The sequence below is a fragment of the Amycolatopsis sp. WAC 01376 genome (assembly GCF_003947415.1).
GTDB lineage: Bacteria > Actinomycetota > Actinomycetes > Mycobacteriales > Pseudonocardiaceae > Amycolatopsis.
Map to the genome: position 1 here is coordinate 1,463,048 of NZ_QHKL01000002.1, position 13,427 is coordinate 1,476,474.

Consider the following 13,427-nt stretch of genomic DNA (forward strand, 5'->3'; position numbering starts at 1 on the left):
CGGTAGTTCGACAGCCGAACCACCGCAAGTAGAGGACGAAACGCGGGGGGTGTCAGCGCCGAAGCCGCCCCAGGACGGCGATGCCCTCGGCGATGTCGCTCGCCGGGCTCGCCCCGTAGCCGAGGACGAGGCCGGGATTCATCGGGCGCTGACAGTGCCACGACAGCGGCTGCACCTTCACGCCCTGCTCCAGCGCGAGGGCGGCGAAGTCGAGATCGGAGAACTCGGCATCAAAGGTGATCGTCAGGTGCAGCCCGGCGGCGGCGCCGTGCACCACGGCGTCCGGGAGATGCGCCCGGAGCGCGTCGATCATCGCGTCCCGCCGACGGCGGTGCCGTTTGCGGACGAACCGCAGCTGCCGCTCCATCTCCCCGGACTCCATGAGATGCGCGAGCACCAGCTGCGGGAGGACTGCGTTGCCGAGGTCGGCGAACCGTTTGGCCGCGACCACCTCGTCCCGGTACCGCGGCGGCACCAGCATCCAGCCCACCCGGAGCGCGGGTGCGAGCCACTTCGACACGCTGCCCGCGTAACAGACCTGCTCGGCGAGCATCGAGCGCAACGCGGGCACCGGCGGGCGGTCGTAACGGTGCTCGGCGTCGTAGTCGTCCTCGATGATCAGCCCGCCGTTCGCGGCCCAGCGCATGAGCTCGCGACGGCGTTCGCCACCGAGCACGACACCGGTCGGGAACTGATGCGCGGGAGTGAGCAGCACGGCGGGCGCGCCGCTGCGCACGAGCTCGTCGACGTCGATGCCGTCGTCGTCGACCCGGATCGGTGGTGTAGCCAGCCGTCGGTCGTGAAGATGCTGCCGAGCGCCCAGCGAACTCGGATCCTCGACGGCGATCTCGGAGATCCCGTTGTCGCAGAGCACCTGCGCCAGCAACCCGAGGCCCTGCGCGACACCGGCGACGATCAGCACGTCGTCCGCGTCGGCGGTGATGCCCCGAGTACGGGCGATCCAGTGCGCGATGGCCCGCCGCAACGCGGGAGCGCCCCGAGGGTCGCCGTAGCCGAAGGCCGCCGCCGAAAGGTCGTTGAGCACAGTGCGCTCGGCGCGTAACCACGCCGTTCGCGGGAAGGCCGTCAGATCCGGCACGCCGGGGGACAGGTCGATCCTCGCCGGGGTCGACCGCAGCGAGTCGAAGACGCCGATCCCGGGAGCGGGCTGGAAGATCGTGCCCGCGGACGGCGGCCCGGACGTCCTCTGCTCCTTCGTCCGGGCAGGCGCCGCGACGACCACCGTGCCCGCCCGGCCCCGTCCGGCGACGTGGCCGTCCTCGACGAGGCGCTGGTACGCCTCGGTGACCACACCGCGGGAGACCCGCAGGTCCGCGGCCAGCGCCCTGGTCGCGGGCAGCCTGCTGCCGACCGGCAGGCGGCCGTCGGAGATGGCGTGCCGCAACCGGGACGCCAGCCAGTCCGACCGGCGCCCCGGTGGTGCGTCCCCGATGTCCAGCTGCAGGAAGTCCGAGCCCTCGGCAGTCACCCGATCATTGTGTCATTCGGGTTCGTAGGCGAGGTTCGGCCGCAACCACTGCTCCATAGTGGACAGTTCGAGGCCGCGGCGGGCGGCGTAGTCCTCGACCTGGTCCTTGCCGAGCCGTCCGACGGTGAAGTACCGCGAATCGGGGTGGGCGAAGATCAGCCCGCTGACGCTCGCCGCCGGCGTCATCGCGAAGGACTCCGTCAGTCCCATGCCGAGCCGGTCCGAGTCGAGCAGGTCGAACAGCTCCTGCTTCTCGCTGTGGTCCGGGCTCGCCGGGTACCCCAGCGCCGGGCGGATGCCGCGGAAGCGTTCGGCGTGCAGGTCTTCCAGCTTCGGATCGGCGTCCGGCTCGAACCAGTCCCGCCGCGCCTGGAGGTGGAGGTACTCGGCGAACGCCTCGGCGAGCCGGTGCGCGAGCGCCTTCACCATGATGGCGCGATAGTCGTCCTGGTCCGCCTCGAACTCGGCCGCGAAATCCTCGGCTCCGAGGATGGTGACCGCGAACCCGCCGAGGTGGTCTCCCGCGCCCGCCGGGGCGATGTAGTCCGCCAGGCAGCGGTTGGGCCGCGACAACGGTTTCTTGGTCTGCTGGCGCAGCATCGGGAACTTGACGCCACCGCCCGAGGCACTCTTTCCCGCCGAGGGCGCATCAGCACAGTCCAGGATGATGTCGTCGCCCTCGGAGTGCGCCGGCCAGAACGCGTACGCGCCCTTCGCCTGGAACCGTTCCTCGGCGATGATCTGGTCCATCAGGGTGTTCGCGTCGTCGAACAGCTCCCGCGCCACCGGGTTGTTCAGGATCGCCGGATACTTGCCCTTCAGCTCCCAGGCCAGGAACAGGAAGGTCCAGTCGATCATCTCGCGCAGCTCGGTGAGCGTCGGCGAGACGTACCGGACGCCGGTGAACTCGGGCGTCGGGATGTCGTCGAAGGAGACCTTCTCCGGGTTGGCCCTGGCCTCCTCGACCGTCAGCAACGGCGTCCGCTGCTTGTTCGCGTGCTGCACGCGCAGCGCTTCCTGGTCCTCGCGGTTCTTCTTGTCGAGGATATCGGCGCGGTCCGCGTCGAGCAGGTCACCGACGACGCCCACGACGCGCGAGGCGTCCAGGACGTGCACGGTCGTCTGCTCGTACGCGGGCGCGATGCGGACCGCGGTGTGCTGGCGTGACGTGGTCGCACCGCCGATCAGCAGGGGCAGCTTCAGCCCGCGCCGCTCCATTTCGGCGGCGACGTTGACCATTTCGTCCAGCGACGGCGTGATCAGGCCGGAGAGCCCGACGGCGTCGGCGCCCTCGGAGACAGCGGTGTCCAGGATGACCGAAGCCGGGACCATCACGCCGAGGTCGATCACCTCGTAGTTGTTGCAGCCGAGGACGACGCCGACGATGTTCTTGCCGATGTCGTGCACGTCGCCCTTGACCGTCGCCAGGACGACCTTTCCGTTGCCCTGGCGGGTTTCGACCCGGCCTTCGAGGCGCGCCTTCTCCTTCTCGGCCTCCATGAACGGTTCGAGGTAGGCCACGGACCGCTTCATCACGCGCGCGCTCTTGACCACCTGCGGCAGAAACATCTTCCCGGACCCGAACAGGTCCCCGACGATCTTCATGCCGTCCATCAGCGGGCCTTCGATGACCTCGAGCGGCTTCGGCAGCTTCTGGCGGGCTTCCTCGGTGTCCTCTTCGATGTAGTCGACGATGCCGTGCACCAGCGCGTGGCTGAGGCGCTCCTCGACCGTACCTTCGCGCCAGGACAGGTCGATGACGCGCTGGGTTCCCTTGCCGTTGACCGTTTCCGCGAAGGTGACCAGCCTGTCGGTGGCGTCCTCACGGCGGTCGAAGAGCACGTCCTCGACCAGCTCCAGCAGATCCTTGGGGATGTCCTCGTAGACCGCGAGCTGCCCGGCGTTGACGATGCCCATGTCCAGCCCGGCGCGTACCGCGTGCAGCAGGAAGGCCGAGTGCATCGCTTCGCGCACGACGTTGTTGCCGCGGAAGGAGAACGACAGGTTCGAGATACCGCCGCTGATGTGCACGCCGGGACAGCGTTCCTTGATCCGCGGCAACGCGTCGATGAACGCTTTGGCGTACCCGTTGTGCTCGGAGATACCGGTCGCGACCGCGAGCACGTTCGGGTCGAAGATGATGTCCTCGGCGACGAAACCGGCCTTCTGGGTCAGCAGGTCGTAGGCGCGCCCGCAGATGTCGACCTTCCGGTCGGCGGTGTCGGCCTGGCCCTGCTCGTCGAAGGCCATCACGACCACGCCCGCGCCGTAGTCGCGGATGCGCCGGGCCTGCTGGAGGAACTGCTCCTCGCCCTCCTTGAGGCTGATGGAGTTGACGACTCCCTTGCCCTGCACGCATTTCAGCCCGGCCTCGAGCACCGTCCAGCGCGAGCTGTCGATCATGATCGGCAGCCGGGCGACCTCGGGTTCGGTGGCGATGAGGTTCAGGAACGTGGTCATCGCCTTTTCGCTGTCGAGCAAATCGGCGTCCATGTTGACGTCCAGCAGGTTCGCCCCGCCCCGTACCTGCTCCAGCGCGACGTCGACGGCCGCCTGGTGGTCGTCGGCCTCGATCAGCTTGCGGAACTTGGCGGATCCGGTGACGTTGGTCCGCTCGCCGATCATGACGAACCCGGTGTCCTTGCCGATCTCGAACGGCTCCAGGCCGCTGAACCGGGTGTTCGCCTTCGGCTCCGGCACGGTCCGCGGCGCCATCCCGCGGACGGCGTCGGCGATCTCCTTGATGTGCGCGGGAGTCGTGCCGCAGCAGCCACCGACGACGTTGACCATCCCTGCCGTGGCGAAGTCGCCGAGCAGCCCGCCGGTCTCCTCGGGCGTCTGGTCGTACCCGCCGAACGCGTTCGGCAGTCCGGCGTTCGGATGGCAGGCCGTGTACGTGCCGGCGAGGTGGGACAGTTCGGCGATGTGCGGGCGCATTTCCTCGGCGCCCAGCGAACAGTTGACGCCGACCAGCAGCGGATCGGCGTGCTCGATGGAACTCCAGAACGCCTCGACCGTCTGCCCCGACAGCGTCCGGCCGCTCAGGTCGACGATCGTCACCGAGATCCACAGCGGCAGGTGCGGCGCGACGTCGCGGGCGGCGGCGATCGCGGCCTTGCAGTTGAGGGTGTCGAAGATCGTCTCGATCAGCAGCAGATCGACACCGCCTTCGGCGAGCGCCTTGATTTGATCCGCGTACGCCGCGTACACCTCGTCGAAGGTCACCGCGCGGAACGCCGGATCCTCGACCTTCGGCGACAGCGACAACGTGACGTTCAGCGGCCCGACCGACCCGGCGACGAACTTCCCGCCCGCCGCGTCCGCCGCCTCGCGCGCGATCTGGGCGCCGCGGAGGTTCATCTCGTACGCGAGGTTCTCGAGCCCGTAATCCGCCTGGCCGATGGTGGTGGCGGTGAACGTGTTCGTCGTCGTGATGTCCGCGCCGGCGTCCAGATACTGGCGGTGGATGTTGAGGACGACGTCCGGCCGGGTGATGTTCAGCAGGTCGGGGTCGCCGGTGATGTCACGAGGATGGTCCTGGAACCGCTCGGTGCGGTAATCCTCAGGTTCGAGGCCGGCGTTCTGGAGCATCGACCCCCACGCGCCGTCGAGCACGACGATGCGCTCATCCAGCAGCTTTCGCAGGGCGGTCGTTTCCATCCAGCGCTCCTCCCATGTCGTGGGAGGCGCCCTTGCGGTGATGTCCGGGGCCGAGCGTGGCGGACCCCGCGGTCCGTTGCAGCGCCTCTCGACCTTGGCGACCACAGTACCGGACCCGCACAAGGGTGATCCGCCCGAATCGCTCAGCCCCTGGCCAGAGCGGGCTCGGCTTCCCGGATCGTGGGATCGGGCAGGACGGGCCGGCGCCGGGCGACCACCTTGCGGCCCACGTCGATCATCGGCACCTCGACCCACCGGTAGAGGACGTCGGAGATGACGAGTGCGACGACGGTCACGACGATCGCGGTCAAGGTCCGGTGGACGCCCAACTGGGGGATCGACAAGGCGACCACGGTCGCCGCCACCCCTTGCAAGAGGTACACCGAGTACGACCGCTCGCCGATGAACCGCATCGGCGGGGTGGAGAAGAGCCAGGCGATCGGACCACGCGGAATCAGCGAGGTGATGAACAGCGCGACCAGGACCGCATACGTCGTGCCGCCGATCGTGCCGCCGTCCTTGAAGAAGGCCTCGATGTCGGTGATGTGGATCTGGAGGACCACAAGCGCCGGGAGCAGGACGAAGCAGGCCAGCGGGTGGGTGAAGAAGCGGAGGACCGCGAAGCCCTTGCGGTAGTGGAGACCGATGGCGAGCGCGCAACCGATGATGATGGGGGAGTAGGCACCGGCGTACGGCATCACCGGGATCAGCGCGATCATGAGCGCGATCAGGCCGATCGCCAGGCCGAGTCGCTTCGGGAAGCTCAGCGCCGCGATGCCGAAGGCGAGGAACGGCCAGACGAGGTAGAACTTCTGCTCGACGCCCAGCGTCCACGATTGACCGAAAGGCGCATTATGGGCGAATTCGTTGGTGAACGTGAGGAAGTAAGGCATCGCGCCGGAGAGCCCGCTCGAGGTGTACTGGCCGCGGAGATAGGTGAACACCACGATGATGCCCAAAACCGCGAAGTACACCGGAAGAATGCGAAACGCGCGGCGGATGTAGAAGTCGGCGAGCGAAATCCTGCCGTTTCGGTCTTCTTCGCGCAGTGCCAGCGTGGTGATCAGGAAGCCCGAGAGAACGAAGAACAGGTGGACACCGATCCATCCGTTGGCCATGGCCCACGACGGTCCTCCGTAGTGGAACACCACCACGAGGAGCGCGGCGATCGCACGCAACCCGTCGAGGGCCGGGAATCTTTTGGTGGACAGGTACTGCTCGTGAGTCATCATCGTGGCCCCCAGGAACGACACCGGCGGACTGGCCGGTAAGGATGCGTCACTCTAAAGGGTGAATCGCTCGTTCCTGTGAGGGGGCTGTGGTTTTCCTGTGGACATTGTTGGAGATTTGCGTGCTGTCGAGCTTTATGGCTCTTTTGTCGCCGAATCTGGTCGTGATCAAGCTTCATGGCAAACGAGCGGGGAGGATCCGGGACGTTGAACGTCCCAAATCCTCCCCGCTCGGCCTTTTCGTATCGATGGGGAGACAGCGAATGACTCAGAAGCCCACAGACGCTTTCTGGATCTTCACCGGCTTCGCGGGCAGCCCGTCGGCAGGTCCGTTCGGATCGGTCGGGATGATGCCGTTCGCCACGATCCGGTCCAGCACCTCCATGCCCCGCACGACCTTGCCCATCACCGAGTAGTTCTTCGGGATGTTCGCGAACGAGTGCACGATGAAGAACTCGCTGCCGTTCGTGCCGGGGCCCTGGTTGCCCATGGCGATGGTGCCGCGTTCGTAGGTCTCGGTGCCGTCGACCTCGTCCGGGAACTTGTAGCCCGGCCCGCCCTTCTCGGCTTCGTAGATGTCGCCGCACTGAAGGACGCCGAGGCGCGACGAGTTCGTCAGGCGCCAGCACTGGCTGCGGTCGTAGAAGCGCTGCAGGGCCAGGCTCGCCAGGTTGTGGACGGCGCACGGAGCGGCGCCTGCGCGGTTCAGGCGCACGGTCACCGGGCCGTAGTTGAAGCGGAACGTGACGTCGACGGTGCCGCGGGTCAGCGCGAAGGGGAGCGGGCGCAGGACCGGCCGGGCCGCGGGGTTTTCCGGCGTCGGCGTGAACTCGCAGCGCACGATCGGCGCCGAAGACGCGGGCGCGGCGGTGGCGACACCGGGCAGGAGCACGGCGGCGAGAGCGGAAACGACAGCGGTGACACCCCAGCGCAGCTTCATGAGGGGGAACCTAACCCAAAAGGGTGGTCGTCGGGTAGCGCTTCACGCGGGTGCGGTGTCCAGGTGGTCGCGAGCGGCGACCTGGCTGTGGTGATCGCGGGTCGCGAGTCCGTGAAGGCCTCCTTGCCTACCCTGAGGGTAGTGAAGGAGGCCCTCACTACCTCGGTGATCGCCACAACCGCCCCAGGTGCATCAGCAAGCACAGAGGCGGCGCCTGAAGGCCTTCATGTACATCGGGCGGGTGAGAGTGGCGGTGAGTCATCGGTCCAGGTGGTCGTGAGTGGCGATTCGGGTTAGAACACGAATCGCCACTCACGACCACCTGCACCGAACGGTCACCGCACATGCTGAGCTCACTCACCGCCGCGTACCTCGCCGTCTCCCTCACGCTGATCCCGCCGACCGAGATCCGGCCTGACCAGGTCGAGCACGTCGCCTTGCCGTGCGTTCAGATGGGCGCGTCCACCGACGACGCGGACGCAGCCAAGAGCCTCAACCAGCAACTCGGCACCAAGATGCGCGGCTACATGAACCCGTACAACACGTCGTGCGCCAGAGTGATCGTCGAAACCGTCCAGAGATCGGGGTTCAACGATCACGCGGCGGCCATCGCGATCGCGACGGTGATCGTCGAGTCGAGTGTCGCCAACCTCGACGGCGGCCTCGGTGACTCGGTCGGGCTCTTCCAGCAGCGCGCGAGCTGGGGTTCCTTCGACCAGCGGACCGACCCGGTCTGGGCGACCGGCAGGTTCCTCGCCGTGATGCGGCAGTTCTACCCGAACGACACGTGGAACAACGTCGCCATCGGGGACGTCGCGGCGGCGGTCCAGCGGCCGGCCGCTAAGTACCGGCATCGCTACGGGGTCGAGGCGGGCGACGCGGTCAAGATCGTCAACGAGCTGTGGTCCCAGGACGGCAACTGGCCCCCGTCCTCGAAGGAGAGCGGGGGCCGGTGAGCCGTGAAGGACCTACTTGCGCCAGGCCGTGCGCTGCTTCCGCATGTCGAGCACCAGCCCGAACATCATGAACAGCGACAGGCCGATCAGCCACAGGTTCTCGGTCCAGCCGTGGTGGTTGCCGTACAGCATCACCAGCAGGATGATCGCGGTCAGCCAGCCCGCGATCCGCGTCGCCTTCGGGAAGGAACCGTGCCAGCCCCACTCGGCCGACGGCTCGTCGCGGGGGTCAACGGTGTCGACGCCCACCCGGCCGCGCTTTTCGACCGCCTTGCTCGCCACGATCAACTCCTCAAAACCCGATGGTTCGCTTGCCCGCGAATGATCCCACACCTGGCTGCACGCGCCCGACGGGGCCCGCGCGACAATGGCACCCGATGACTACCTCGCGAAGTGTGCTCGTGCTCGGTTCGACCGGATCGGTCGGCGCCCAGGCCCTCGACGTCGCGGCCCGCAACCCGGAGCTGTTCCGGGTCGCCGGGATCGCCGCGGGCGGCTCCGATCCCGCCGCGCTGGCCGCGCAGGCCCTGGCGCACCAGGTCGACGCCGTCGCCGTCAGCAGGCCGACGGCCGTGGAAGACCTGCAGCTCGCGTTGTACGCCGAGGCGCAGAAGCGCGGCTACAACCGCGGCGACTTCAAACTCCCGCGCATCTTCGCCGGAGCCGACGCGGTCGTCGAGATGATCGACGCCACCCCGGTCGATGTCGTGCTCAACGCGCTTCCGGGTTCACAGGGGCTCCCGCCGACCCTGCGCGCGCTCGCCACCGGCGCCACTCTCGCGCTGGCCAACAAGGAATCGCTGATCGCGGGCGGGCCGCTCGTGCTGGCGGCGGCCAAACCCGGCCAGCTGGTTCCGGTCGATTCCGAGCACTCCGCGATCGCGCAGGCCCTTCGCGCCGGCCGCGAGTCCGAGGTCGCCCGGCTGGTCCTCACCGCCTCGGGCGGCCCGTTCCGCGGCCGCGAACGCGAGGAGTTGGCGGACGTCACAGTCGAGCAGGCGATGGCGCATCCGACCTGGTCGATGGGCCCGCTCATCACGATCAACTCGTCCACTTTGGTCAACAAGGGCCTGGAGCTGATCGAGGCGAAGCTCCTGTTCGACATCGAGACCGACCGCATCGACGTGGTCGTCCACCCGCAGTCGATCATCCACTCGATGGTGACGTTCGTGGACGGCTCGACGATCGCCCAGGCCAGCCCGCCCGACATGCGGCTGCCGATCGCGCTGGCCCTGCACTGGCCGGACCGCGTGCCCGGCGCCGCGGCCGCGTGTGTCTGGGACAAGCCCGCGAGCTGGACTTTCGAGCCGCTGGACAACGACGCGTTCCCCGCCGTCGAGCTCGCGAGGCACGCCGGAGACGTCGGAGGCTGCATCCCGGCGGTGTACAACGCGGCGAACGAGGAACTGGTGGCCGCCTTCCTGGCACAGAACACCGGCTTCACCTCGATTGTGGACACTATTGCCCAGGTGGTGGAAGCCGCCGACGAATGGCGTCGCGAACCTCGCGACGTTGATGACGTACTAGCTGCCGAGCGCTGGGCTCGCGCGCGTGCCGGTGCGCTGATCGGTAAGGGGAAGTAGCGCGTGGTCTTCATTCTCGGGATCGTGCTGTTCGCGCTGGGCATCTGCCTGTCGGTCGCGCTGCACGAAGCCGGTCACATGTGGGCGGCCAAGGCCTTCGGCATGAAGGTCCGGCGCTACTTCATCGGCTTCGGGCCGACGATCTTCTCCTTCCGCCGAGGTGAGACCGAGTACGGCGTGAAGTGGATCCCGCTCGGCGGGTTCTGCGACATCGCGGGCATGACCGCGCTCGACGAGGTCACCCCGGAGGAGTCGAAGCGCGCGATGTGGCGCTTCAAGACCTGGAAGCGCACCGTCGTCATGTCGGCGGGTTCGGCGATGCACTTCATCCTCGGTTTCATCATCCTGTACTTGATGGCCGTCACCATGGGCCTGCCGAACCCGGAGGCGCAGGCCGCTCCCACCCAGCCGGTGATCAACAGCACTTCCTGCGCCCGCTCGGCCACCACCCTGGAGCAGCTCAACGACACGACCTGCCCGGCGGACGCGCCGACCCCGGCGAAGACCGCCGGGATCCAGGCCGGTGACAAGATCGTGTCGGTCGCCGGCAAGCCGACGCCGACCTGGACCGACGTGCTCGCGGCCGTCCAGGTCGCCGGTGGTCCGACGCCGTTCGTGGTCGAACGCGGCGGGCAGCGGCTGAACCTGACCGTCGACGTGCCGCGAGTGCAGCGAATGGTCGCCGACGGCGAGAAGAAGACCACGGTCAAGGACGTCGGCATGATCGGCGCCGCGCCGGTGCCGAAGACGCTGGTGGCGACCTACGGCCCGGTCGACGCGGTCGGGGCGACGGTCAGTTTCACCGGCACGATGTTCTCCGAGACCGCCAAACGGCTGATCGAGTTCCCGTCGCGGATCCCCGCGGTGGTGGACTCCATCTTCGGCGGCGAGCGCGACCCGAACACCCCGGTCAGCGTGGTCGGCGCCAGCCGGATCGGCGGCGAGGCCGCCGAGCGCGGTCTGTGGGAGATCTTCGTCCTCCTTCTGGCGAGCCTGAACTTCTTCATCGGCGTGTTCAACCTGCTGCCGCTGCTCCCGCTCGACGGCGGGCACATCGCGGTCGTCTGGTACGAGCGGGTCCGGGACTGGTTCCGGAAACTGCGCGGCAAGGCGGCGGGTGGTCCGGTCGACTACACGAAGCTGTCGGCGGTCACGATGGTGCTCGTCTTCATCGGCGGCGCGGTGACTCTGCTCACCGTCACCGCCGACATCGTGAACCCGGTCAAGCTGTTCCAGTGACGCGGGAGGACGGTTACGGAGCGCGCTGTCAGCACGGTTGGGCTTCTCGGGTAATGCTGCTCACCGTGACGACTGACGTCGTGTATGTCCGCCGATCGGGGTGGGTACGCTTGAAGGCGTGACTGTCGCTCTTGGTATGCCAGCGCTTCCTCCTCCCGTCCTCTCCGAGCGTCGCAAGACCCGACAGTTGCAGGTCGGGTCGGTCGGCGTGGGCAGCGAGCACCCGATTTCGGTGCAGTCGATGACCACCACCCTCACTTCCGACGTCAACGCGACGCTGCAGCAGATCGCCGAGCTGACCGCTGCGGGCTGTGACATCGTGCGCGTCGCGTGCCCGTCGGCGGACGACGCCGAGGCGCTGCCCGCGATCGCGCGGAAGTCGCAGATCCCGGTGATCGCCGACATCCACTTCCAGCCGAAGTACGTCTTCGCCGCGATCGAGGCGGGCTGCGCGGCGGTCCGGGTGAACCCGGGCAACATCCGCAAGTTCGACGACCAGGTCAAGGAGATCGCGCGGGCCGCGAAGGACCACGGCACCCCGATCCGGATCGGCGTCAACGCGGGTTCGCTGGACAAGCGGATCATGGACAAGTACGGCAAGGCGACGCCGGAGGCGCTGGCCGAGTCGGCGCTGTGGGAGGCGTCGCTGTTCGCCGAGCACGACTTCCACGACGTCAAGATCTCCGTGAAGCACAACGACCCGGTGGTCATGGTGCGCGCGTACGAGATCCTCGCCGAGCAGTGCGACTACCCGCTGCACCTCGGCGTCACCGAGGCGGGCCCGGCGTTCCAGGGCACCATCAAGTCGGCCGTGGCCTTCGGTGCGCTGCTGCGCCAAGGCATCGGCGACACCATCCGCGTTTCGCTGTCGGCGCCGCCGGTGGAAGAGGTCAAGGTCGGGATCCAGATCCTGCAGTCGCTGAACCTCAAGGAGCGCAAGCTCGAGATCGTGTCCTGCCCCTCGTGCGGCCGGGCGCAGGTGGACGTCTACACCCTCGCCGAGCAGGTCACCGCCGGGCTGGAGGGCATGGAGATCCCGCTGCGCGTCGCGGTCATGGGCTGCGTCGTCAACGGGCCCGGCGAAGCGCGCGAGGCCGACCTCGGCGTCGCTTCGGGCAACGGCAAGGGCCAGATCTTCGTCAAGGGCGAGGTCATCAAGACCGTGCCCGAGCACGCGATCGTCGAGACCCTGATCGAAGAGGCCATGCGGATCGCCGAGGAGTCGGGCCAGACGATCGGTGAGGGCGAGCCGACCGTCACCGTCGGCTGATTGGTCGAGACCACGCTAGGAACGGTCCTTTCCTCGCAAATTTTGCAAGGAAAGGACCGTTCATTGCGCTTGATGGCCCCCACCAGCCCAAGTTCTCTCAGCGTGTCGTGAAGCTTGCGTTCCGTTTATGCCGCTGATCTGGCACCCTGGAGTGGTGTTGCGGCTTGCAGGTGCACGGCTGCTCGATGATCGGGACTATCCCGCGGTCCGTGCCGCGCTCGCCACAGACCCGGTCGGCAGCTGCATGGTCAGTGCCAGGGTGGAGACCGCGGGTCTCGACCCCTGGCGGCTCGGTGGTGAGCTTTGGGCCGCCGATTCCCGTCCGGTCCGGGCGGGCAGGCTCCAGGGGTTGTGCTTCTCCGGGCCGAATCTGATCCCGTTGCGCGGCAACGCCTCCGCTTTGCGTTCCTTCGCCGATCGCGCCCTGCGCCGCCAGCGGAGCTGTTCGTCGCTGGTCGGCCCGGCCGAGCAGGTGCTGGGGCTGTGGGACGAACTCGCGCCGGAATGGGGCCCCGCCCGCGAAGTCCGGCACGACCAGCCGCTGATGGCGCTCGACGGGGTTCCGTCCGTCGCCGCCGATCCGCTGGTCCGCGCGGTGCGCCCGGAGGAGCTCGACAGGTACCTTCCGGCCGCGATCGCCATGTTCGTCGAAGAGGTCGGCGTCGACCCCCGCAACGGTGATGGTGGCGCCGGTTATCGCGCCCGCGTCGCGGAACTGATCGCCGGCGGCCGGGCGTTCGCGCGGTTCGAGGACGGCGAGGTCGTCTTCAAGGCCGAGATCGGCGCGATGTCCTCCACGGTCGGCCAGATCCAGGGGGTCTGGGTGCATCCGGAGCGCCGGAGCGGCGGCCTCGGTACGGCCGGGACGGCGTCCGTGGTGAACCGGCTCGTCCGCGGGATGGGCCGCACCGCGAGTCTCTACGTCAACGCCTACAACAGCCCGGCGCTCGCCGCCTATCGGAAGATCGGTTTCCAGCAGGTCGGGCAGTACGCGACGGTTCTGTTTTAGAGGACACAGCCAGGCCGTGTCGCGTCCGGCCGGATCGGGCCGGGACTGGCAG

10 protein-coding genes are annotated in these 13,427 nt (G+C 68.0%); 5 read left to right on the plus strand and 5 right to left on the minus strand.

Annotation, left to right across the window (positions count from 1 at the left end):
* Positions 1 to 52: 52 nt before the first annotated feature.
* From DMH03_RS16225 to DMH03_RS16240, 4 genes are all read right to left on the minus strand, one after another.
* On the minus strand, positions 53 to 1,489 hold the full coding sequence (locus DMH03_RS16225; RefSeq protein WP_125792765.1) for a PLP-dependent aminotransferase family protein: 1,437 nt from the start codon (positions 1,487 to 1,489) through the stop codon (positions 53 to 55).
* Between the two features lie 12 nt (positions 1,490 to 1,501).
* On the minus strand, positions 1,502 to 5,149 hold the full coding sequence (gene metH, locus DMH03_RS16230) for a methionine synthase (protein WP_125792766.1): 3,648 nt from the start codon (positions 5,147 to 5,149) through the stop codon (positions 1,502 to 1,504).
* A gap of 143 nt (positions 5,150 to 5,292) precedes the next feature.
* Positions 5,293 to 6,381 carry an acyltransferase gene (locus DMH03_RS16235; RefSeq protein ID WP_125792767.1) on the minus strand — a complete coding sequence of 363 codons (1,089 nt, stop codon included), beginning with the start codon at positions 6,379 to 6,381 and terminating at the stop codon, positions 5,293 to 5,295.
* Between the two features lie 265 nt (positions 6,382 to 6,646).
* Entirely contained in the window at positions 6,647 to 7,318 is a 672-nt protein-coding gene (locus DMH03_RS16240) for a peptidylprolyl isomerase (RefSeq protein WP_125792768.1), read from the minus strand.
* Positions 7,319 to 7,662: 344 nt separating this feature from the next.
* Here DMH03_RS16240 and DMH03_RS16245 point away from each other — a divergent pair, with 344 nt between their 5' ends.
* Positions 7,663 to 8,274, plus strand: a complete 612-nt coding sequence (locus DMH03_RS16245) for a hypothetical protein (RefSeq protein ID WP_125792769.1) — start codon at positions 7,663 to 7,665, stop codon at positions 8,272 to 8,274.
* 12 nt (positions 8,275 to 8,286) lie between these two features.
* Here DMH03_RS16245 and DMH03_RS16250 read toward each other — a convergent pair whose 3' ends face one another.
* A complete protein-coding gene (locus tag DMH03_RS16250; protein ID WP_125792770.1) occupies positions 8,287 to 8,556 on the minus strand; it encodes a DUF2631 domain-containing protein in 270 nt (89 codons plus the stop codon).
* A gap of 95 nt (positions 8,557 to 8,651) precedes the next feature.
* Between DMH03_RS16250 and dxr the strand changes: the two genes are divergently transcribed.
* The 4 genes from dxr to DMH03_RS16270 all read left to right on the plus strand — a co-directional run bounded on the left by dxr (position 8,652) and on the right by DMH03_RS16270 (position 13,375).
* A complete protein-coding gene (gene dxr / locus DMH03_RS16255; RefSeq protein ID WP_125792771.1) occupies positions 8,652 to 9,857 on the plus strand; it encodes a 1-deoxy-D-xylulose-5-phosphate reductoisomerase in 1,206 nt (401 codons plus the stop codon).
* A 3-nt stretch (positions 9,858 to 9,860) separates the two neighbouring features.
* On the plus strand, positions 9,861 to 11,096 hold the full coding sequence (locus DMH03_RS16260) for an RIP metalloprotease (protein ID WP_125792772.1): 1,236 nt from the start codon (positions 9,861 to 9,863) through the stop codon (positions 11,094 to 11,096).
* Between the two features lie 118 nt (positions 11,097 to 11,214).
* Positions 11,215 to 12,366, plus strand: a complete 1,152-nt coding sequence (ispG, locus tag DMH03_RS16265; RefSeq protein ID WP_199746421.1) for a flavodoxin-dependent (E)-4-hydroxy-3-methylbut-2-enyl-diphosphate synthase — start codon at positions 11,215 to 11,217, stop codon at positions 12,364 to 12,366.
* Between the two features lie 154 nt (positions 12,367 to 12,520).
* A complete protein-coding gene (locus DMH03_RS16270; protein ID WP_125792773.1) occupies positions 12,521 to 13,375 on the plus strand; it encodes a GNAT family N-acetyltransferase in 855 nt (284 codons plus the stop codon).
* The last annotated feature ends 52 nt before the right edge of the window (positions 13,376 to 13,427 follow it).

What these genes read in the sequence shown, in the direction of transcription:
- metH (WP_125792766.1), bottom strand. Translation starts at nt 5,149, where the DNA reads ATGGAAACGACCGCCCTGCGAAAGCTGCTGGATGAGCGCATCGTCGTG.
- DMH03_RS16235 (WP_125792767.1), bottom strand. Translation starts at nt 6,381, where the DNA reads ATGATGACTCACGAGCAGTACCTGTCCACCAAAAGATTCCCGGCCCTC.
- DMH03_RS16240 (WP_125792768.1), bottom strand. Translation starts at nt 7,318, where the DNA reads ATGAAGCTGCGCTGGGGTGTCACCGCTGTCGTTTCCGCTCTCGCCGCC.
- DMH03_RS16245 (WP_125792769.1), top strand. Translation starts at nt 7,663, where the DNA reads ATGCTGAGCTCACTCACCGCCGCGTACCTCGCCGTCTCCCTCACGCTG.
- dxr (WP_125792771.1), top strand. Translation starts at nt 8,652, where the DNA reads ATGACTACCTCGCGAAGTGTGCTCGTGCTCGGTTCGACCGGATCGGTC.